Annotated in this window: 19 protein-coding genes and 1 tRNA gene; 9 read left to right on the forward strand and 11 right to left on the reverse strand. The window is 66.4% G+C overall.

The window, feature by feature from the left end; translation table 11 throughout:
• Nucleotides 1–17 precede the first annotated feature (17 nt).
• The 4 genes from R4P57_RS12885 to R4P57_RS12900 all read left to right on the forward strand — a co-directional run bounded on the left by R4P57_RS12885 (nt 18) and on the right by R4P57_RS12900 (nt 1,682).
• Nucleotides 18–99: transfer RNA gene (locus R4P57_RS12885), tRNA-Leu, on the forward strand.
• Between the two features lie 85 nt (nt 100–184).
• Nucleotides 185–841, forward strand: a complete 657-nt coding sequence (locus R4P57_RS12890) for a maleylpyruvate isomerase family mycothiol-dependent enzyme (RefSeq protein WP_317803220.1) — start codon at nt 185–187, stop codon at nt 839–841.
• A gap of 89 nt (nt 842–930) precedes the next feature.
• Nucleotides 931–1,332: a transcriptional regulator gene (locus R4P57_RS12895; RefSeq protein ID WP_317803221.1), complete on the forward strand. Its 402-nt coding sequence runs from the start codon at nt 931–933 to the stop codon at nt 1,330–1,332.
• Entirely contained in the window at nt 1,329–1,682 is a 354-nt protein-coding gene (locus R4P57_RS12900; protein WP_317803222.1) for a DUF3817 domain-containing protein, read from the forward strand. The genes R4P57_RS12895 and R4P57_RS12900 overlap by 4 nt, the downstream gene beginning before the upstream one ends.
• Nucleotides 1,683–1,684: 2 nt before the next feature.
• Here the strand turns inward: R4P57_RS12900 and R4P57_RS12905 are convergent, their stop codons facing one another.
• The 8 genes from R4P57_RS12905 to clpS all read right to left on the reverse strand — a co-directional run bounded on the left by R4P57_RS12905 (nt 1,685) and on the right by clpS (nt 7,543).
• Complete coding sequence (locus R4P57_RS12905) at nt 1,685–2,491, reverse strand: esterase/lipase family protein (protein ID WP_317803223.1); 807 nt, start codon at nt 2,489–2,491, stop codon at nt 1,685–1,687.
• A 9-nt stretch (nt 2,492–2,500) separates the two neighbouring features.
• A complete protein-coding gene (rdgB, locus tag R4P57_RS12910) occupies nt 2,501–3,115 on the reverse strand; it encodes an RdgB/HAM1 family non-canonical purine NTP pyrophosphatase (protein WP_317803224.1) in 615 nt (204 codons plus the stop codon).
• Nucleotides 3,108–3,893, reverse strand: coding sequence for a ribonuclease PH (rph, locus tag R4P57_RS12915; RefSeq protein ID WP_317803225.1), 786 nt, complete (start codon nt 3,891–3,893; stop codon nt 3,108–3,110). Before rph ends, rdgB begins: the two co-directional genes overlap by 8 nt.
• A gap of 21 nt (nt 3,894–3,914) precedes the next feature.
• On the reverse strand, nt 3,915–4,673 hold the full coding sequence (locus tag R4P57_RS12920; protein WP_317803226.1) for a cyclic nucleotide-degrading phosphodiesterase: 759 nt from the start codon (nt 4,671–4,673) through the stop codon (nt 3,915–3,917).
• Between the two features lie 106 nt (nt 4,674–4,779).
• Nucleotides 4,780–5,367 carry a rhomboid family intramembrane serine protease gene (locus R4P57_RS12925; RefSeq protein WP_411742357.1) on the reverse strand — a complete coding sequence of 196 codons (588 nt, stop codon included), beginning with the start codon at nt 5,365–5,367 and terminating at the stop codon, nt 4,780–4,782.
• A gap of 107 nt (nt 5,368–5,474) precedes the next feature.
• On the reverse strand, nt 5,475–6,560 hold the full coding sequence (locus R4P57_RS12930) for a P1 family peptidase (protein ID WP_317803228.1): 1,086 nt from the start codon (nt 6,558–6,560) through the stop codon (nt 5,475–5,477).
• 9 nt (nt 6,561–6,569) lie between these two features.
• Nucleotides 6,570–7,139, reverse strand: coding sequence for a DUF2017 domain-containing protein (locus R4P57_RS12935; RefSeq protein WP_317803229.1), 570 nt, complete (start codon nt 7,137–7,139; stop codon nt 6,570–6,572).
• Between the two features lie 44 nt (nt 7,140–7,183).
• Nucleotides 7,184–7,543: an ATP-dependent Clp protease adapter ClpS gene (gene clpS, locus R4P57_RS12940; RefSeq protein ID WP_317803230.1), complete on the reverse strand. Its 360-nt coding sequence runs from the start codon at nt 7,541–7,543 to the stop codon at nt 7,184–7,186.
• 58 nt (nt 7,544–7,601) lie between these two features.
• Between clpS and R4P57_RS12945 the strand changes: the two genes are divergently transcribed.
• Both R4P57_RS12945 and R4P57_RS12950 read left to right on the forward strand, forming a co-directional pair.
• Nucleotides 7,602–8,951, forward strand: coding sequence for a nicotinate phosphoribosyltransferase (locus tag R4P57_RS12945; protein WP_317803231.1), 1,350 nt, complete (start codon nt 7,602–7,604; stop codon nt 8,949–8,951).
• Nucleotides 8,952–9,000: 49 nt separating this feature from the next.
• Complete coding sequence (locus R4P57_RS12950) at nt 9,001–11,049, forward strand: ATP-dependent DNA helicase (RefSeq protein WP_317803232.1); 2,049 nt, start codon at nt 9,001–9,003, stop codon at nt 11,047–11,049.
• Between the two features lie 6 nt (nt 11,050–11,055).
• Here R4P57_RS12950 and glgP read toward each other — a convergent pair whose 3' ends face one another.
• Complete coding sequence (gene glgP, locus R4P57_RS12955) at nt 11,056–13,584, reverse strand: alpha-glucan family phosphorylase (RefSeq protein ID WP_317803233.1); 2,529 nt, start codon at nt 13,582–13,584, stop codon at nt 11,056–11,058.
• A gap of 204 nt (nt 13,585–13,788) precedes the next feature.
• Here glgP and R4P57_RS12960 point away from each other — a divergent pair, with 204 nt between their 5' ends.
• The 3 genes from R4P57_RS12960 to R4P57_RS12970 are packed head-to-tail and all read left to right on the forward strand — an operon-like array spanning nt 13,789 to nt 19,463.
• Nucleotides 13,789–15,795, forward strand: coding sequence for an alpha-1,4-glucan--maltose-1-phosphate maltosyltransferase (locus tag R4P57_RS12960; RefSeq protein ID WP_317803234.1), 2,007 nt, complete (start codon nt 13,789–13,791; stop codon nt 15,793–15,795).
• An 11-nt stretch (nt 15,796–15,806) separates the two neighbouring features.
• Nucleotides 15,807–18,008 (forward strand): 1,4-alpha-glucan branching protein GlgB, encoded by a 2,202-nt coding sequence (gene glgB, locus R4P57_RS12965; protein WP_317803235.1) that lies wholly within the window; start codon nt 15,807–15,809, stop codon nt 18,006–18,008.
• On the forward strand, nt 18,009–19,463 hold the full coding sequence (locus R4P57_RS12970; RefSeq protein WP_317803236.1) for a metallopeptidase: 1,455 nt from the start codon (nt 18,009–18,011) through the stop codon (nt 19,461–19,463).
• A 9-nt stretch (nt 19,464–19,472) separates the two neighbouring features.
• On the opposite strand, the gene R4P57_RS12975 is transcribed toward R4P57_RS12970, so the two are convergent.
• Together R4P57_RS12975 and R4P57_RS12980 are read right to left on the reverse strand one after the other, a co-directional pair.
• Complete coding sequence (locus R4P57_RS12975) at nt 19,473–20,360, reverse strand: tetratricopeptide repeat protein (protein WP_317803255.1); 888 nt, start codon at nt 20,358–20,360, stop codon at nt 19,473–19,475.
• A 114-nt stretch (nt 20,361–20,474) separates the two neighbouring features.
• Complete coding sequence (locus tag R4P57_RS12980; protein WP_317803256.1) at nt 20,475–20,846, reverse strand: DUF3817 domain-containing protein; 372 nt, start codon at nt 20,844–20,846, stop codon at nt 20,475–20,477.
• Nucleotides 20,847–20,893 lie beyond the last annotated feature (47 nt).

Consider the following 20,893-nt stretch of genomic DNA (forward strand, 5'->3'; position numbering starts at 1 on the left):
GTAGACTTCATCGGCACGCGCGAGTGGCGGAATTGGCAGACGCGCTGGATTTAGGTTCCAGTGTCTCAGGACGTGGGGGTTCAAGTCCCCCCTCGCGCACGACGGTCGTTCGGGCCGGTTTTCACATGCATCCGGCTCGGTCAGGTCCAGGGTCGACAAGCACCGACACGTGAAGGCGGTTCGAATGCCCGAGGAATCGAACGACGCGATCTTCGCCGAGATCACAGACGAGAGGCGTTCTCTCGCAAGAACTCTCGAGACTCTCACACCTGAACAATGGGACACCCCATCGCTGTGCGAGGCCTGGACGGTCCGCGACGTCGCCGCCCATCTGGTGGTCCCGCTGATCGTCCCGCTCTGGCAGTTCGGACTCGTCATGGTGCGCACCCGAGGCAACTTCGACCGCGCCAATCAACTGATGACCACGCGCGTGCGTCGCGAGCACGGAGGCGAATTGCCCGCCTTGCTCACCGCGCACGCCGACAAGAAATTCACCCCGCCGGGCCACGGGCCACTGGCCCCCTTGTCCGACATCATCGTGCATGGACTGGACGTGTGCAGGCCACTGGGAATCGAGCACCACGTTCCCGACAACCGCATGATCACGATGCTCGACTTCCTGGTGCCCGCAAGTGGCGCGGCACCGTTCAAAGGCCCCGAGCTTCGACTGCAGTGGCGCGCAACCGATCTGGACTGGAGACGCGGCGAGGGCCCGGTCATCGAAGGATCGGCCGGCACCCTGGCACTGGTTCTGACCGGACGCAGCAGCGCTCTCGCGGACGTCACCGGGCCCGGAGCCGAGCAACTCGGCCAGGCACGCGCCAACCGTCGTCGGGCATGAATCGCACCCGAACCGCCCATGGTGAGAATCACCGCCGGGCCGCAGCACGCGACTACCTCCAGTAGTAGTACCTCCGGTACCGTCGAGGGGTGACTTCATCCCGCCCGAACCGTCGGCCAGCACTGATCGCGCTGGTCATCGTGTCCGCGGCGGTGTGCCTGGGCCTCGGCTGGTGGCAGTGGGAACGCTTCGAGGCCGTCGGCGGCAACGGCCAGAACCTCGGATACGCGTTCCAATGGCCCCTGTTCGCAGTGTTCGTGGTCTACGCCTACCGCAAGTTCGTCCGACTCGAGGACGAGGACCCCGACGAGGCGGCCGCGGCTCGGCCCGACGGACCCACCGAGGTGCCCCTCGACCTGCTCCCCCAGCGGCATGCCCCGGCGGCCGACGCTACGGACCTCGACGATCCCGAGGCCAGGCAACTACTCGAATACAACAGCTACCTCGCGGAGCTGAACGAATCCCGCGGGACCGACAGGAGCACCACGTGAGTTCGGCACCGGACAAGACTCAGGCGTCCACCAACAAGACTCAGAAGATCGCTTCCGCGTTGCTGCGCTACCGCGTTCTGGCGTACGCCACGGGCATCTGGCTGCTCGTTCTCGTGACCGAGATGGTCGCGAAGTACATTTTCAAGGTCGAGAACGTGCCCAATTGGATTGCCGTCGTGCATGGTTGGGTCTACCTGGTGTACCTCGTGCTCACGGTGGATCTCGCCATCAAGGTGCGGTGGCCCGCCGCCCGCACCATCGGAACACTGCTCGCCGGGACGATCCCGTTCCTGTCCTTCTACATCGAGAACAAGCGCACCAAGCAGGTCAAAGCCGACTTCGGCGTCTGACGTCAGCAGCCGATCGGCTGCGCGTTCTCCGGATCCAATGCGTTCTGCACCAGCCGCTGAGCCAGCGGGTCGTACGAGATTCCCGTGTGCTCGACGGCGTTGGCCGGGCATACGTCCTGCAACACCACGTTCGTGTTTCCCGCGCCGCTGAGCAGCGAGGCCGTGTACGGAACGACGATCTGGTCGTATCGGGTGGCGATCGTGGTGTAGTCGATGCCCGATACGGTGTCGCTGCCCTCGTTGAGACGCTCGAGCACGTCGTTACCGACGGGGGGCCCGGCAGTGGGGTAGTTCGGCGGCGACAACGCGATGATGCGCGAGACCGTGCGATCCCCGCCGAGGAAGCGCGCGTAGTAACGCGGCACCGTGCCGCCCTTCGAATGGCCCACGATCGACACCTTCTGCGCACCCGTCGCCTCGAGCACGGAATCGACGAACGTCGACAGTTCCGCAGCACTCTCGGGGATGGGTTCGAGCGCACCGAACGCCTGAACCGGCCCGGTGTTGCCGTAGTCGATCGCGAACACGCAGTATCCGGCGTCGGCCAGCTTCGGCGACAGCGATGCCCAGTTGTCGTAGGAGTTCTCGAGGAAGCCGTGCACCAGCACCACCGGCTCGGGATGCTGCGCACTCGGAACACACGAGAAGTCGTTCGAGCCCGGAGGAGTCACTCCCGGGTGCGCGATCGAGTACGCGAGGGCCTCGGCGAAGGAGCCCGCAGCCGGTGCCGCGGTGGCCGGGGTGCCCGCCAGGCACAGTACGGCGGCGGCGGCGAACACAACCGACGTCCGCGTCAGAACGGTTCGCATCGCCACGAGCTAACGCCCCGTCACATCTTCGAGGGCCGGAACGAGCCTGCGAAGCGCGCGACCGCGATGCGAGGCGGCATCCTTCTCCTCCGGGCTCAGCTGCGCGGCGGTGCGGCCGTCGCCCTCGGGCACGAAGATGGGGTCGTAGCCGAAGCCGTTCTCCCCCTGCGGCTCTCGGCCCACTACACCGCGCCACTCGCCGCGGACCACGGTTTCGGTGCCGCCGGGAATCACCAGGGCGCACGCCGACACGAACGCGGCTCCGCGACGCTCGTCGGGGGTGTCACTCAGCTGCGCCAGAACCAGGGCGGTATTGACCTCGTCCTGCCCGTGTGTACCGGACCAGCGTGCCGAGAGCACACCGGGCATCGCGTTCAGGGCGTCGATTTCGATTCCAGAATCGTCTGCCACACAGGGTAATCCGGTGGCCGCCGCGCCATCACGCGCCTTGGCGAGTGCATTCTCCTCGAACGTCGCTCCGGTCTCGGGGGCCTCCGGAAACGGCGGCACCTCGTCGAGGCCGACCAGTTCGATTCCGGCCACTCCGGCGGCGTCGAGCACCCGCCGGAGTTCGCGCAGTTTCTTCGCGTTCCGGCTCGCTACCAGAAGCTTCGAGTCAGGCACCGAACTTCTTCTTCGATTCCGCGGCCGCAGGCTCGGGCAGTTCGCCGGGGTACGGCAACGCCAGTGCTTCCTTCTGCACCTCGAACAGCTTCTCGATGCCGACGAATGCGGAGTCGAGCAACTTGTCGAGTGTGGTCCGAGGGAAGGTCGCGCCCTCTCCGGTTCCCTGGATTTCCACCAGCGTGCCGGTGTCGGTGGCGACGACGTTCATGTCGACCTCGGCGCGCGAATCTTCTTCGTAGGGCAGATCGAGGCGCACTCGGCCGTCGACGACGCCGACGCTGACAGCGGCGATCATGCACGAGATGGGCTGCGGATCGGCCAGTCGTCCCGCTGCTCGCAGATAGGTGACCGCGTCGTTGAGAGCGACGAACGCGCCGGTCACGGCCGCGGTACGGGTACCACCGTCTGCCTGGAGTACATCGCAGTCGAGGGCGATGGTGTTCTCGCCGATCGCAGCGAGGTCGATGCATGCTCGCAGCGAGCGCCCGACCAATCGAGAGATTTCCTGGGTGCGCCCACCGACCTTGCCCTTGACGGACTCGCGGCCGTTGCGGGTGTGGGTGGCAGCGGGGAGCATCGCGTACTCGGCGGTCACCCAGCCGAGGCCGGATCCCTTTCGCCAGCGCGGGACGCCCTCCTCGACGCTGGCCGTACACATCACCCTGGTGTTGCCGAATTCGACCAGCACCGACCCTGCCGGGTGGCTCGTGAATCCGCGGGTGATCTTGATGGTGCGGAGCTCGTCGTCCGCCCTGCCGTCTTCTCGTCTGGACACGACTCGAAGCCTAGCGCGTCGTCAGACGGTGAAGACGTCCCCTGGCAGAACCGCGTGCACCGGTCCGCTGAACTCTGCCTTCGCCTCGGCGATGACGTCCTCCCGTGAGGTCCACGGTGGAATATGGGTGAGCAGCAACTCCCCTACCCGTGCCTCTCGCGCGATTCGGCCGGCCTCGGTTCCGGACAGGTGCACGCCCTCGGGCCGCTCGGGACTGTCGGTCCACGACGCCTCGCACAGGAACACGTCGGCTCCGTGCGCCAGATCCCGGACCGCCTGGCACATTCCCGTGTCTCCGCTGTACGCGAACGTGCGGCCTTCCGCCGTGGTGACGCGCATGCCGTACGACTCCGGCGGATGGAACACCTGCCGAGCCAGAATCGACAACTTCCCGAACTCCACGGTGCGTCCGTCCACCCAACGACGCAGGTCGATGGTGTCGGACATGTCGTCGATCTGCCCACCGCACTCGGCCGAGGCGACTCCGAGCCGGAACGCCGTGTCCTTGGGTCCGTAGACGATCGCCCGCCCCTCCGGCGGATTCGGATGGTAACGCCGCCAAACCAGCAGCCCCGGAACGTCGAGGCAGTGATCGGCATGCAGATGCGAGAGCAGAACGCTCACATCTCCCGGATCGGCGTAGCGCTGCAACGCCCCGAGGATGCCGGGACCGAAGTCGAGGACGACCGGCGCGGTCTCCACTTCTTCCAACAAGTAGCCCGACGCGGGTGAATCGGGTCCGGACACACTGCCCGAACATCCCAGGACGGTAATTCGCATGAAAGCCATGCTGCCACGCCGAGCGCATCACCCGAAACGTTCGGGCAGTATTCACAGCGCGAGTCGGCCAAATTCACCACCGGCCGCAGCTGTGTCCGCAGTTACCTCACGCCGACGGAGTGGGCCGATCGAGCGATTTCGCACGTGCCCGCTCGGCCCGCGCATCGGCGGACAACAGCCGAGCGGCCACCACTCCGCCCACCGCGCCGAACAGATGCCCCTGCCACGAGATGTTCGGCTCGCTCGGGAGCACGCCCCACAGTGCGCTGCCGTACAGCACGAACACCACGACGCCGATCGCGAGCTGACCGAGTTTGCGGGTGAAGAAGCCGCGCACCAACAGGTAAGCGATGAAGCCGAAGATCAGAATCGAGGCACCGATCGTGTTCGTATAGGAACCGGCGGTGAGCCAGGTACCGAACCCGCCGACCACCCAGATGATTCCGGTGGCAGCCAGACCACGCGCCAGTCCGGAGAGCAACACCAGAAACCCGAGCACGACGATCGGCACGGTGTTCGCGATCAGATGCTGCCAGTCGTCGTGCAGCACGGGCGCGAACAGAATGCCCCACAGCCCCTCGACCGAGCGGGGTTCGATCCCGTTGCGTTCGAGCCTCGAACCGCTGGCCACATCGAGGAACTCGATGACCCACAGCAGCACGGTGAATGCTCCCACCACCATGGCGGCCTGCATCCAGACCGGCCGCTCACGCTCGGCGGTACGGTTACTGATCTCGCTCATGATCGCCTCCGGATTCGGTCCCTCCACGGTACCGGGCAGAGGTATCGCGTGAGCTGCGCTCAGGCTCCCGATCCGCCGAACGCGGACGTGAAGATCTGGCGATACGTGGGGATGCCGGCCACCGAGGTGGCGTCGAGGAGGGCCCGGACGATCGCTCGCTCGACGACGATCGCCGCGGCCTCGGTGACCGCGGCCAGCACCGGGAGTTCCGCCGAGAACGCGGCGGGCACCGAGGACTCTGCGGTGACGGATCTGGTGCCGGTGGAGACGGCGAAGATCGTGTCGCCGTCGAGCGGCGAGTGTGCCGGTCGAACAGCCCGCGCCAGACCGTCGTGACCGGCGACGGCAATCCGCTTGCACGACGCCGACGACAACGCAGCATCGGTGGCGACAACCCCGATCGTGGTGTTCAGCGCAGTGCCCTTGGGTTCGAGTGCCAGCGCGGCCCACAGCTGGTTCACGTCGGGCTTGCGCATACCGAAAGCCGCAGGCCCGAGCGTGCCGACACCCCACAGCAGGCCGGTACGCGGGTCGAACACCGCGCCCACCGGATTGGCGACCATCAGCGCCGCAACGGTGACCCCGTCGGCAGGTCCGCCCTCGATCACCGTGCTGGCAGTACCGACACCGCCCTTGAGCACTCCGGCTCGGGCACCGACGCCCGCACCGACCGATCCCGTCGCGAACTCGGTCGCCGCTGCTGCCGCGGCGAGATAACCGAATTCTGCTGTCGGTCGGGAAGTCCACTCGCCCACCGGAAGATCGAAGATGACCGCAGCGGGGACGATCGGAACGACGTGATCTGGACTGCCCATCGCAATGCCTTGACCGTGCTCCTCGAGCCACCGCATGACGCCGTCGGCCGCGGCGAGCCCGTAGGCACTGCCCGCGGTCAACAGGATCGCATTGACGTGCTGGACGGAATGGCTCGGATCGAGCAGATCGGTCTCGCGAGTCCCCGGCCCGCCGCCGCGAACATCGACGGCCGCCGTCGCACCTCCCGGCGCACTCACCACCGTGCAGCCGGTCGCCGAGCCGGAACCCATGGTGGCATCGTCGTCGCGTTCGTGATGGTGACCGACCAGCAGACCTGCCACGTCGGTCAGGGAATCCCGCGGTCCGGGAGTCTGGAAGGCAGCGGTCACGCGTGCGTCCTAGGGAATGAGGACCTGTACGAGTGAATCCTGCATCCAGGTCAGCCAGTGGTACACGTCGAGATGCGGAGCACGGGGATCACCCTCGTCGAGGACATCGGGTGTATCCGCGCTGATCCCCAGCGTGGTGCCGAGCGCCAACCTCACGTCGTTGAGGCCAGTCAACCATGCATCCGCCTGCTCCTGGGTGAGCACGATCTTGCCACCGGACTCGGGCAGGGTGGCCAGGATCATCGATCCGGCGGCCAACTTCTCGTCGATGATCTCGGGCTCGTGCAATCCGCGCAACGCACCGTTGAGGTCTGCCGGGTCCTGGTCGTCGTGTCCGGGGTCGGCGCGGTGGAAGTCCGGCAGCAGCCGCGCCAGCGCGGCGTCCTCGGGCGGGCTGTTGTGCCCGGTACGCAGACCGGTCAGCGCAGCGAGTTCGTCGGTGGGGGCAGCGGCGGAACGGTCGCGCAGCAACCCGAGAACCGAGCCGACCAGCGAACGGAGTACGGCGGCCTCACGAGCATCGATCTCGGACTTGATCTTGACCCCGGACAGCGAATTCCGTCTCGTCCACGTGCGCACTGTTGCTGATGTCCTTCTCTGACGAAGAGGTGATGAGCGGTTGACTACTTGTCCTGCTGCATGGTGGCCCACAGACCCGCCGCGTGCAGCCGTCGAACATCGTTCTCCATCGCGTCGCGCTCACCGCTCGACACCACGGCCTTGCCTTCGGAGTGCACCTGCATCATCAGCTCGGTCGCCTTGGCCTTGCTGTAGCCGAAGAGCTTCTGGAAGACGTAGGTGACGTAGTGCATCAGGTTGACCGGGTCGTCCCACACGATGGTGACCCACGGGGTGTCGTGCGATTCGTCGGCCGCGACGGCCTCGGTCTGAGCCGGGACCGCTTGCGGTGACGCGGCGACGACCCTACCTGCCGAGAAGCCGTCCACGGGCAGAAGCGATCCATCCACCGTCAACCAAGGCATGCCCAACAGGGTACGGCGTATCGGGCCAGCGTCCCACGCTCGCCCCTTCGCTCGTAGTGTGGGCGAGGTGAGCAACGACGCGACCACCGATCACGCGAGTTCCAGCGACGGCGTGAGCACTGCACTGCTGACCGATCAGTACGAGTACACGATGCTGTCGGCCGCTCTGGCCAGCGGCTACGCCGATCGAATCTGCAGCTTCGAGGTGTTCGCGCGCAGGCTGCCCGGCGGTCGCCGATACGGAGTCCTCGCGGGCACCGGACGCATTCTGGACGCGATCGCGCGCTTCCGGTTCGGGCCGGACGAGCTGCGCATCGTCTCCGAATTCCTCGACGCCGACACCGTCGAGTGGCTGCGCGGCTACCGCTTCACCGGCGACATCGACGGCTACCGCGAGGGCGAGCTGTACTTCCCCGGTTCCCCCGTTCTGACGGTCCGCGGCACGTTCGCCGAATGCGTCGTCCTCGAGACCGTGGTGCTCTCGATCCTCAACCACGACAGCGCCATCGCGTCCGCTGCAGCGCGCATGGTCACGTCCGCCAAATCTCGACCGATCATCGAGATGGGATCGCGGCGCACCCACGAGGAAGCCGCTGTCGCCGCCTCACGCGCGGCGTACCTCGCCGGGTTCACCGCTACGTCCAACCTCGAAGCCGTCCGACGCCACGGCGTCCCAGGCGCGGGCACGTCGGCGCACGCCTTCACGCTGCTGCACACCACCGCCGACGGCCCGGACGAACGGTCCGCATTCGCGGCTCAGGTGCGCGCTCTCGGCGTGGGCACCACCCTGCTCGTCGACACCTACGACATCACCCAGGGCGTCGCCAACGCCATCGAGGTGGCCGGGCCCGAACTCGGCGGTGTGCGCATCGACTCGGGCGACCTCGGCGTGCTCGCGCGGCAGGTGCGCGACCAATTGGATGCCCTGGGTGCGCCGAAGACCAAGATCGTCGTCTCGGGTGACCTCGACGAATACGCCATCGCCGCACTGCGCGCCGAGCCCGTCGACTCCTACGGCGTCGGCACCTCACTGGTCACCGGTTCCGGTGCACCGACGGCGGGCATGGTCTACAAGCTGGTCACCGTCGACGGCATTCCCGTCGCCAAGCGCAGCAGCCACAAGGAGTCGCGCGGTGGCACCAAGGCGGCGCTGCGTACCGCGCGCCGCACCGGCACCGCAGTCGAGGAGATCGTGCACCCGTTCGACGCTCCCCCGACCGTCGAGAGCGATCTGACGGTGGAGACGTTGACCACGCCGTTGGTCCGCGGCGGAGAACGAGTCGCCGACCTTCCGACGCTTGCCGACGGCCGTGACCTGCTGGCCCGACGCCTGGTCAGCCTCCCGTGGGAAGGCTTGAAGCTGTCCCAGGGCGAACCGGCCATACCCACCCGCTTCGCCCCGGGGTAACGCGGTGTCGGTACCGAACCGGGTGGGCGATCGGCAGTAGTCTGCTTCGGTGCCGTCGAAGACCGAGTTGCCAACCGTTCCCGCTCTCCTGCAGGTCGCGGTGCACTCGCTCGGCGGCAAGGAACGCAGCAATCAGCTGACGATGGCCTCGGCGGTGGCGCACTCGATCGATACCGGGGAGCATCTCGCGGTGCAGGCAGGCACCGGAACCGGCAAGTCCCTCGCGTACCTCGTTCCCAGCATTCGGCACGCGGTGGAATCGGGCAAGACCGTCATCGTCTCCACGGCCACCATCGCGCTGCAGCGGCAGCTGGTCGACCGCGATCTCCCGCGCCTGTCCGACGCCTTGACCGAGGCCGTCGGCCGTCGCCCGAAGTTCGCAATCCTCAAGGGCCGCAACAACTATCTGTGCATGAACAAGATCCACACGGGTGCTGCGCAGGAGGCGCCGGATGCGGAACTGTTCGACCCGTTCGCCGTCTCGCGGATGGGACGCGAGGTGGTACGTCTGACCAAGTGGTCGTCCGAGACCGAGACCGGCGACCGCGACGACGTCGTGCCAGGGGTCAGCGATCAGGCCTGGCGTCAGGTCAGCGTCACCGCGCGCGAATGCCTCGGCAAATCGCGCTGCCCCGTCGGCGAGGACTGCTTCGCCGAACGCGCCCGCACCGAGGCCGCCCAGGTCGACGTCGTGGTGACCAATCACGCCCTGCTCGCGATCGACGCCATCACCGGAATCCAGATTCTGCCCGAGCACGACGTCGTGGTCGTCGACGAGGCCCACGAACTGGTCGACCGGGTGACCGGTGTGGCCACGGAAGAGTTGTCGGCCGCGACCGTCACCGCCGCGGCGCGTCGTAGCGCCAAGCTCATCGAAGAGGAGACGGTCGACCAGCTCGAAGGGGCCGCCGAGAACTGGGCCGCGATCCTGGACGAGCTACCCCCGAGCCGCTGGCAGTCCCTACCCGACGGCGTCGGCCCAGCGCTCGCCTCCATTCGCGACGCCGCCTGGGCGGTACGCACCGCGATCGGCCCCAACAAGCAGGGTATGGCCGGCAGTGACCCCGAGGCCGCCGCGGCTCGCAGCGCCGCACTCGTCGCGGTCGACGAGGTCCACGACAGCGCGGTCCGCGTCCTCACGGCGTTCGACGAACCCGACCCGGCCAAACGCAAGGACGTCGTCTGGCATGCCGTCGACGATTTCCGCGGCAACGTCAAACGCACCGTCCGCATCGCACCCTTGTCCGTGGGCGGACTGCTGCGAGCGCGCCTGTTCGCCGAATCCACCGTGGTGCTCACTTCCGCGACCTTGACCGTCGGCGGATCGTTCGACGGGTTGGCCATCAACTGGGGCCTGCCTGCGGAGAAGCCGTCGCGCAGTGACACAGCGATGGCGTCGGGTGTGGAACCGCCGTCCGACGCCGGGTCGATCAGGTGGAATTCGCTCGACGTCGGGTCGCCGTTCGACCACGCTCGGGCCGGCATCATGTACATCGCCAAGCATCTGTCGCCACCCGGACGCGACGGCCTCTCGAAGTCCTACCTCGACGAGATCGAGTCGCTGGTCAGCGCCGCCGGTGGCCGCACGCTCGGACTCTTCTCATCCATGCGCGCCGCCAAGGCCGCCGCCGAGGAGATGCGGGAGCGCCTCGACACGCCGATCCTGTGCCAGGGCGACGACTCCACCGGTGCCCTGGTGCAGAAGTTCGCCGACGACGAGGCCACCTCCCTGTTCGGGACGCTGTCTCTGTGGCAGGGGGTCGACGTGCCGGGCCCATCACTCAGTCTGGTGATCCTGGACCGCATTCCGTTCCCGCGGCCCGACGATCCGCTGCTGGTGGCCAGGCAGCAGGCCGTCGAATCCCGTGGCGGCAACGGCTTTCTCGCGGTCGCCGCCAACCACGCTGCCCTGCTGCTGGCGCAGGGCGTCGGCCGACTGCTCCGTAGCGTCGACGACAAAGGTGTTGTCGCCGTTCTCGATTCGCGGCTCGCGACCGCCCGCTACGGCGGCTACCTGCGTGCCTCGCTGCCACCGTTCTGGGAGACCTCGGACCCGGAGGTCGTCCGCAAGGCTCTCACCCGCCTGGCCGGAAAGTAGCTGCCCCTACGGCGTCGCCACCAAACCGAGCTCGGCATCCGAGGCCAGACCGTGGTGATGAGGTAGCACCCGCACCGTGTATCCCACCGTGCCGCTGTGCGGCAGCCGCGTCTCGCCTGCGTACACGTGCTCGCCGCCGTCGGTACCCACGTGTGTCATGGCCGTCGTGCGAATGTCGGTGAGGTTCTCCTCCTCGTCGACGCGTCCGACGACCGCCTGTACCACGACGTCCGACGCGTCCAAGCCGCCGAGATCGACGTTGGCACGCAGCGAAAGCTCTGCACCGATCACCGGGGTGTCCGGCAGACCGTCACTGTCGACCCGGGTGACTTTCACTGCGCCCCATGCCTGTTCGACGCGGCGGCGGTACGACGCGACGTCCGTGGCACCGCGGTGATCATCGGCCGATGCCGCGCGGGCGGATTCCGCTGCGGGCGCGTAGTAGCCCAGCGTGTAGTCCTGAACCATTCTCGACGCCAGCACTTTCGGGCCCAGCTGCTCGAGAGTGTGCCGCACCATTTCGATCCAGCGGCTCGGCACACCGTCGTCCCCGCGGTCGTAGAACTTCGGTAGCACTGCCTGCTCGAGCAGTTCGTAGAGCGCGGCGGCTTCGAGATCGTCGCGGCGGTTGTCGTCGGTGACGCCATCCGCCGTCGGGATGGCCCAGCCGTTCTCCCCGTCGTACATCTCGTCCCACCAGCCGTCGCGGATCGACAGGTTCAGGCCGCCGTTGAGTGCCGATTTCATGCCCGAGGTGCCGCACGCTTCGAGTGGTCGCAGCGGATTGTTCAGCCACACATCGCATCCCCAGTACAGAAAGCGGGCCATGGACATGTCGTAGTCGGGTAGGAACACGATGCGATGCCGCACGTCGGCTTGATCGGCGAACTTGACGATCTGCTGAATGAGCGCCTTGCCGCCGTCGTCGGCGGGATGCGACTTACCTGCGACCACCAACTGGACCGGGCGAACCGGGTCCAGCAACATGGCGCGCAGTCGCTCGGGTTCGCGGAGCATCAGGGTCAGGCGCTTGTACGTCGGTACCCGTCGAGCAAATCCGACGGTGAGTACGTTGGGATCGAAAACGTTTGCTGTCCAACTGATCTCGGCCTGAGTGGAGCCGCGTTCGAGCGCCGAGCGCCGCACCCGACGCCGCACCTCGTCCACCAATTGCGCTCGCAGAGCGTTGCGCGTGGACCACACCTGGTCCGAGGACAGCGGCCCCGACTCCCCCTCCGCCCATTCCCGGGCAGACCACGTCGGAGCGTGGACGCCGTTGGTGACCGATCCGATCGGCACCTCGGATGCGTCGAATCCCTGCCATAGGTCGTTGAACATCTCGCGGCTGACGATGCCGTGCAGCTTCGACACCCCGTTGGCGCGTTGCCCCAGACGTAGTCCCATGTGCGCCATGTTGAACACCGAGGCATCGCTCTCGCCGCCGAGAGCGAGGATTCGATCCATCGGCAACCCCGGCAGCAGCGCCGAGTCCTCGCCGCCGTCCGCACTTCCGAAGTAGTGCCGCACCAGATCGGCCGGAAACCGGTCGATTCCGGCGGGGACAGGGGTGTGGGTGGTGAAGACGGTGCCGGCTCGCACCGCCGCCAGCGCCGCGTCGAAGTCCAGAATTCCCGAGGTGACGAGTTCGCGTATGCGTTCGACGCCGAGGAAGCCGGCATGGCCCTCGTTCATGTGGAACACCTCGGGATCGGGCAGTCCGTGTGCACGGGTGTAGGCCCGGATCGCTCGAACTCCGCCGATACCGGCGAGTATCTCCTGCTTGATGCGGTGGTCCTGGTCGCCGCCGTACAACCGGTCGGTGACCCCGCGCAGCTCCGGGTCGTTGTCGGCGATGTCGGAATCGAGCAGCAGCAGCGGGACGCGTCCCACCTGGGCGATCCACACCCGTGCCCGCAGAACCCGAGATCCGGGCATCGACACGTGGATCAGCACCGGAGAGTCGCCGTCGTCGGTGAGCAACCGCAACGGCAGACCGTGCGGATCGAGGGACGGATAGCGTTCGGCCTGCCAGCCGTCGGCAGTCAGCGACTGGCGGAAGTAGCCCGAGCGGTAGAGCAACCCGACACCGATCAACGGCAGCCCCAGGTCGGAGGCAGCCTTGAGGTGGTCGCCGGCCAGGATCCCCAGCCCGCCGGAGTAGTTGGGCAGCACCTCGGTGACACCGAACTCCATCGAGAAATAACCGATGCCCGACGGCAGAGCACGTCCCTCGGCCAGCTCGTTCTGGTACCAGAGCGGACGGGCGAGGTAGTCGTGCAGATCCGCCTCGGCGGCGTCCAGCTCGGCCAGAAAGCGGTCGTCGGCCGCGAGTTCCTCGAGACGCGAAGGTGCGACGGCTCCCAGCACGGCCACCGGATCGCGCTCGAGTTCGGTCCACAACAGTGGATCGATGTGCTCGAACAGATCCTGCGTCGACGAGTGCCACGACCACCTGAGGTTTGTCGAGAGCTCGGCGAGGGCATTCAAGCGGGCGGGAAGGTGGGCTCGGACGGTGAATCGACGCAAAGCTTTCACAAAGTCGAACCCTACCCACGGACACCTGTGTCGATGGGCGGCTTACACGAAATCTGCTTCGCGATCCCCGTGCGGGCAGTATGCGTCGGCGCACGCGCCATCTGCATTGCTGCACTACGGTTGACGAGTAGAAGCACACCAATATCGGTTCGATCAGAGGTTGCGCCCGCGCAGCCATACCTCTAGCGAAGAATGGAGTGTGAAGTGACAGGTCGACTTGGTATCGACAATGTCCTTCCAGATACGACGACCGGGAAGTACCCCGCGAAAGCGGTGGTGGGCGAGACGTTTCCAGTCTCCGCCGACGTCTGGCGCGAGGGTCACGACGCGGTGGCCGCGACACTGTCGGTGCGGGGACCGGGAGGCAAACTCGAACGCATCCCGATGACACCGGGCCGCGAGCCCGACACATTCGACGCGGTGTTCGTCCCCTCTCGGCCGGGTTACTGGATCTGCCGCATCGAAGCATGGAGCGATCCGATCAGCACCTGGTGCCATGCCGTCGAAGCCAAGCTCGGAGTGGGCCAGAGTGCTCACGAACTCGCGAACGATCTCGAGATCGGGGCGCGGCTGTTCCTGCGGGCTGCCACCGGTGTTCCTGCCGAGAGCAGGCAGATGCTGGCCGATGTCGCCGCCGCGCTGCGCGACACCGACCGCCCGCTGCCTGCCCGGGTCTCCTCGGCGTTCGCGTCGACGGTCGCCGAATTGCTGTTCGCGCACCCCCTGCGAGAGCTGGTGACCCGCTCGCGTGCAGTCAACATCTGGGTCGATCGCAATCTCGCACTCAACGGTGCCTGGTACGAGTTCTTCCCTCGATCGACCGGAGGGTGGAACGAGGACGGCTCTCCGCGGCATGGCACGTTCGCAACGTCGATCGAGCAGTTGCCCCGCGTCGCGCGGATGGGATTCGACATCGTCTACCTGCCACCGATCCATCCCATCGGCACCATCAACCGCAAGGGTCCGAACAACACGTTGACCCCCGGTCCCGAGGACGTCGGGTCGCCGTGGGCCATCGGCTCCGAGGACGGCGGGCACGACGCCATCCATCCCGAGCTGGGCACCGAGGACGACTTTCGCGCGTTCGTCGCCGCTGCACAGGAGCACAACCTGGAAGTGGCGCTCGATCTCGCTCTCCAGGCTGCTCCCGACCATCCTTGGGCTGCAACACATTCCGAGTGGTTCACCGTGCTGCCGGACGGGACGATCGCCTACGCCGAAAACCCTCCGAAGAAGTACCAGGACATCTACCCGGTCAACTTCGACAACGACCGACGCGGCATCTACGAAGAGGTGCTGCGCGTGGTCCGATACTGGATCTCGTTGGGAGTCAAGGTCTTCCGAGTCGACAATCCACACACCAAGCCGCCGGACTTCTGGGAATGGCTCATCGCCGAGGTCAAGAAGACCGACCCGGACGTGCTGTTCCTCGCGGAGGCGTTCACCCGCCCGGTGCGCATGTACGGGTTGGCGCAGCGCGGCTTCACACAGTCGTACACGTACTTCACCTGGCGGGTCGCGAAGTGGGAGCTGACAGAGTTCGCCGAGGAGCATGCTCGACGCGCCGACGACGCGCGTCCCAACCTGTTCGTCAACACCCCGGACATCCTGCACGAGAGCCTGCAGCACGGCGGGCCCGGAATGTTCGCTCTCCGAGCAGCTCTCGCGGCGACGATGGCCCCCACCTGGGGCGTCTACTCCGGCTACGAGCTGTTCGAGCACCAGGCCGTGCGAGAGGGCAGCGAGGAGTACCTGGACTCGGAGAAGTACCAATTGCGTCCGCGCGACTTCGAGGGTGCGCTCGCTCGCGGCGAGTCGCTCGAGCCCTGGATCACCACGCTGAACGCGATTCGACGTGCTCATCCGGCGCTGCAGCAACTCCGCAACATCCACTTCCACACCATCGACAACGAGGCGCTGATCGGATACTCCAAGTTCGACCCGCAGACCGGTGACTCGATCCTGGTGGTGATCAACCTCAATCCCTTCGGAGCCGAAGAAGGCACGATCCACCTGGACATGCCCGCCCTCGGCCACGACTGGCAGGACACCCTCACGATCAAGGACGAAGTGAGCGGCATCCATTACGACTGGGGCCACACCAATTTCGTCCGGCTCGAGCCCTGGACGTCGGTGGCGCACATCTTCACGCTCCCCCACATCCCGTACCCGGCACGAATCGAACTGGCCTACCGCGGCAACCGAAAGTGAGTGGATTCAACGTGACCGAGAATCCGACGACGCCCGAAGACACCGTCGCAGCCCCGTCCGACAACGATCTCGAACTCATCGCAGCAGGGCGGCACTACAACCCGCATTCCGTCCTCGGTGCCCACCCGGTGCCGGGCGGTACGGCGATCCGCGCCCTCAAGCCCGACGCCGAGAAGGTCGTCGCCCGCGTCGGTGGCGTCGACCACGAGCTGACCCACGTCGCGCACGGAGTCTTCTCGGCTCTGCTCCCGTTCGAGGACCTGATCGACTACCGCCTCGTGGTGACGTGGCCCGGTGGACACGTCTCCGAATCTGCCGACGGATACCGTTTCCTGCCCACCCTCGGCGAACTCGATCTGCACCTGTTCGGCGAGGGCAGGCACGAACGTCTGTGGGACATTCTCGGCGCGCACCAACAGTCGTACGCGACAGCGGACGGCCCCGTCACCGGCACGTCGTTCGCGGTCTGGGCCCCCGCGGCCCAGGGCGTCACGCTCGTCGGCGACTTCGACGGCTGGACCGGCCGCAGCTGGCCGATGCGCGTACTGGGCTCGACCGGAGTGTGGGAGATCTTCGCTCCCGACATCGCGCCGGGCGCGCTGTACAAGTTCCGCGTCCACGGCTCCGACGGCTCGGTCAAGGACAAGGCCGACCCGATGGCCTTCGCCACCGAGATCCCACCGTCGACGGCTTCGGTCGTCACCGCGTCCTCGTACACCTGGAACGACGAGTCCTGGCTCGACACCCGTGCCGGCATCGAGCCGACGCAGGCACCGATGAGTGTGTACGAGATTCACCTGGCGTCCTGGCGGCCGGGCCTGGGGTATCGCGAGCTCGCCGAGCAATTGGCCGAGTACATCACCGAAACCGGCTTCACCCACGTGGAGCTGCTCCCGGTCGCCGAGCACCCGTTCGGCGGGTCCTGGGGCTACCAGGTGACCTCGTACTACGCACCGACATCGCGCTTCGGCAGCCCCGACGATTTCCGCTATTTCGTCGACCACCTCCACAGCGCCGGAATCGGCGTCATAGTCGACTGGGTTCCCGCCCACTTTCCCAAGGACGAATGGGCCCTGGCTCAGTTCGACGGTGGCCCGCTCTACGAGCACGGTGACCCGCAGCGCGGCGAGCAACTCGACTGGGGCACTTTGGTGTTCGACTTCGGGCGGCGCGAGGTTCGCAACTTCTTGGTCGCGAACGCGCTGTACTGGATCGACGAGTTCCACATCGACGGACTGCGCGTCGACGCCGTGGCGTCGATGCTGTACCTGGACTACTCCCGCCCCGAGGGCGGCTGGTCGCCGAACATCTACGGTGGCCGCGAGAACCTCGAGGCAGTGACCTTCCTGCAGGAGATGAACGCGACGGTGCACAAGAAGCACCGCGGCGTCGTTACCGTGGCCGAGGAGTCGACGGCATGGCCCGGCGTCACCCGCCCGACGAACGTCGGTGGACTCGGGTTCAACATGAAGTGGAACATGGGCTGGATGCACGACACCCTGGGCTTCCTCGGGCGTGATCCCATCCATCGCAGCTACCACCACCACGAGATCACCTTCTCTCTGGTCTATGCGTGGAGTGAGAACTACCTGCTCCCCATCAGCCACGACGAGGTGGTTCACGGAAAGGGCACACTGTGGACTCGGATGCCCGGCGACGATTACGCCAAGGCGGCCGGCCTGCGCGGCATGCTCGCCTACATGTGGGCGCACCCCGGCAAGCAGTTGCTGTTCATGGGACAGGAGTTCGGGCAGACCCGTGAGTGGTCCGAGGAACGCGGCCTCGACTGGTACCAGATCGACGAGGAGCCACTGCACAACGGCGTGAAAACCCTTGTCTCCGATCTGAACTCGACATACAAGTCCCATCCGGCACTGTGGACGCTCGACACCTCGCCGAGTGGATACTCGTGGATCGACGCCAACGACACCGAGAACAACGTGCTGAGCTTTCTGCGGTACGGGTCCGACGGTTCGGTCGTCGCGTGTATTTTCAACTTCTCCGGAAACGAGCACGGAAGCTATCGTGTGGGACTACCGGAACCCGGCCGTTGGACAGAGATCCTCAACACCGATGCAACGGAATACGGGGGCTCCGGCGTGGGCAACCTGGGTGAAGTGACGGCAACATCGCACTCGTGGCACGGTCGACCGGCGTCAGGCCAGGTCGCACTTCCCGCCAACGGGGCGATCTGGATAAAACTGGAGCGATAGATGAGTGGCGGCCGCACACCCCGACTACTGGCCGCGGCCGCCACTGCAGGGCTGCTCCTGCTGACCTCGTGCGCGCAGACCGTCAGCGGTAACGCTGTATCGATCTACGAGAACCCGTTCACCGTTGCCGGACTCCCGGTCACGAGCGGGCCGAGCGGGCCGCGTCCCGATGTCCCCGATTCGACGATCACCGTGGAGAACGCCGAGGGCACCGATTCGGACATCCTCGCCACGAACGCGATCGACGACATCCAACAGTTCTGGGCAGAGCAGTACCCCAGCTTGTTCAAGGGCTCGTTCACCCCGGTCTCGAAGGTCGTCTCGTGGGACGCGTCCGAGGACGAGGGATCGGGCATCAGATTCTGCGGAGACCGCACCGGCGGTATTCCCAACGCCGCTTACTGCACTCGTGACGACTCGATCGGGTGGGATCGAACCATCCTGCTCCCGGCGCTCGTCGACGCGTTCGGTCCGATGTCGGTGGTGATGGTGATCGCCCACGAATACGGCCACGCCATTCAGCATCAGTCAGGCCTCGTCGGCGACGACACCCCGACCATCGTGGCCGAGCAACAGGCCGACTGCTTCGCCGGTGCGTTCATCCGCCACGTCGCAGAAGACGATGCGCCGCACTTCACCATCAACACCTCGGACGGACTCAACGGCGTACTCGCGGCGACGGTCGCCGTGCGCGACGTCGATCCCAACGATCCGGAATCGGTACACGGCTCTGCCTTCGAGCGCGTCACCGCAGTGCAGCTCGGCTTCACCGACGGCGCGGCACTCTGCACCGACATCGACGAGGCCGAGATCGATTCGCGTCGAGCATCGTTGCCGCAGACTTTCAGCGACCCCGACGACTCCGGTGAGCTACCGGTCACCGAGGACACCCTCGACGCCTTCACTCGATCCTTCGAAGCGGTGCTGCCCGTCGCCGATCCGCCGGCCGTCGACTACTCCGGATCGGACACCGGCTGCGCGGACGCCGAAGCCACCGCGCCGGTGTCGTACTGCCCGTCGACCAATACCATCGGTGTCGACGTCGAGGACCTGGCCGAAGTTGGACAGCCCGAGACTCCCCGACGCGGAGACATCTTGCCGCTCAACGTTTCCGGTGACTACAGCGCCTACGTTCTGTTCGCCTCGCGCTACACGCTCGCGGTGCAGAAGGAAGCAGGCCAGCGGCTCGACGATCCGCAGGCCGCCCTGCGCTCTGCGTGTCTGTCGGGCGTCATCACCTCGGCGATGAGCGCCGAGAACGAGGAAAGGGACACGGACCTCGAAGTCTCGCTTTCTCCCGGAGATCTCGACGAAGCCGTGTCCGGACTGCTCGACGACGGACTCGCCGCCAGCGACGTCAACGGTACGACGCTGCCGTCGGGGTTCTCTCGAGTCGATGCGTTCCGTTCCGGAGTTCTCGGCGGCAAGGAACGGTGCGACGCGCGCTACAGCTGACTGCCGCTGTCAGTACAGGGCGGACGCGAGCTTGCGCCGCGCGGAGACCACGAGCGGATCGGCCGAGTCGAACAACTCGAACAGCTCGAGCAGACGGGTGCGCAGCGCAGTCCGGTCGTCGCCTGCACTGACCTTGATTCCGTCGATCAGACGAGCGAAAGCCTGCTCCGGTTGCTGGGCCGCCATCTCGGCGTCCGCGGCCTCGATCCGGGCCTGCACGTTCGCGGGATCAGCGTTGGCGATCTCGATGGCGTCGGGTGCAATGTTCTGCACCCGAGCCAGGAACTTGACCTGACGCAGCGCCGCGACGGCGTCGGTGTTCTTCGGTTCGGCGTCGATGATGGCCTGGTATGCAGCTTCCGCCTTGTCGAAATCGCCCTCGTCGATGGCCTCTTCGGCGGCGACGATTCTGGGGTCCTCGATCTCGGGTTCCGGTTCTGCAGCGGCCGCCCCGGGAGGCCCGGTGAGCTTTCCCGCCGTCGCCTGCTCGACGGCCTGTAGCCACTGACGCAGCTGCTCGTCCGACTGCGTTCCCTCGAAGTCGGCCAGCGGCTGACCGGCTGCAACTGCAACCACCGTCGGAATGGCTTTCACACCGAACGCCTGCGCGATCTGCGGATTGGAGTCCACGTCGACTCTCGCGAGCACCCATGCACCCGCGGCCTCCACGGCCAGCTGACCGAGCTGACGCGTCAATGCCTGGGACTGCGGCGAACGAGCCGAACCCAGGTCGACGATCACCGGTACCTGCGTGGACCGCTGCAGAACCTCCGCCTCGAACGTAGCCGCGGTCACGTCCACGATCGGTGCCGGTCCTCCCGCGTCACCCGCGGATTCGGCCGCGGGTGCAGGTGCCGGACGGTCCTTGAGAACGGACAGGTCGACGGCACCGGCAATGGATGCGGGAACGACGGCTGACGGGCGGGCGGGAGGACGGGAACCGGGTCGAGTCACGCCCTACAGTTTGTCACTAACGCGATGCGTCATCCACTGGCGGGCGGTGCCGGTAGGTCAGGAGAGAACCTTGGCATCGGCTGCGGGCCGGCCGGTGCTCAGCTCGGCGAGACGGCCGGTGCGCGCGGCCCAGATCTCGAAAATGACAGTGCCGAACGGGGGAAACGCCGCGACGAGAGCGAGCAAAGTGGCCTTGACGTCCCACTTGAGCTTCACTGCCGTCAACACGGCGACCGCCAGGTACACCACGAACACCCCGCCGTGCATCGGTCCGAAGATCTTCACTCCGATTTCGTTGCCGTCGGCGGGGATGTACTTGAATGCCATTCCGATCAGCAGTGCGAGCCAGGTGAACGCTTCGAGCACAGCGATGAAACGGAATCGTTTTGCTGTGCTGCTCAGGTCGAAGAAGTTGGTCATGCCCGCTATTGTGCCCGGTTTGCTACGACAGAACGTAGTGGCTCTGGTCTCAGTTC

Origin of the sequence: Rhodococcus sp. IEGM 1330 (genome assembly GCF_033142445.1) — a bacterium.
GTDB lineage: Bacteria > Actinomycetota > Actinomycetes > Mycobacteriales > Mycobacteriaceae > Rhodococcoides.

Excerpts from the sequence above, each read along its gene's own strand:
- R4P57_RS12905 (WP_317803223.1), bottom strand. The coding sequence starts at position 2,491 with ATGCGAACCGTTCTGACGCGGACGTCGGTTGTGTTCGCCGCCGCCGCC.
- R4P57_RS12925 (WP_411742357.1), bottom strand. The coding sequence starts at position 5,367 with ATGCAGGCCGCCATGGTGGTGGGAGCATTCACCGTGCTGCTGTGGGTC.
- clpS (WP_317803230.1), bottom strand. The coding sequence starts at position 7,543 with ATGCCTTGGTTGACGGTGGATGGATCGCTTCTGCCCGTGGACGGCTTC.
- R4P57_RS12970 (WP_317803236.1), top strand. The coding sequence starts at position 18,009 with ATGAGTGGCGGCCGCACACCCCGACTACTGGCCGCGGCCGCCACTGCA.
- R4P57_RS12890 (WP_317803220.1), top strand. The coding sequence starts at position 185 with ATGCCCGAGGAATCGAACGACGCGATCTTCGCCGAGATCACAGACGAG.
- R4P57_RS12920 (WP_317803226.1), bottom strand. The coding sequence starts at position 4,673 with ATGCGAATTACCGTCCTGGGATGTTCGGGCAGTGTGTCCGGACCCGAT.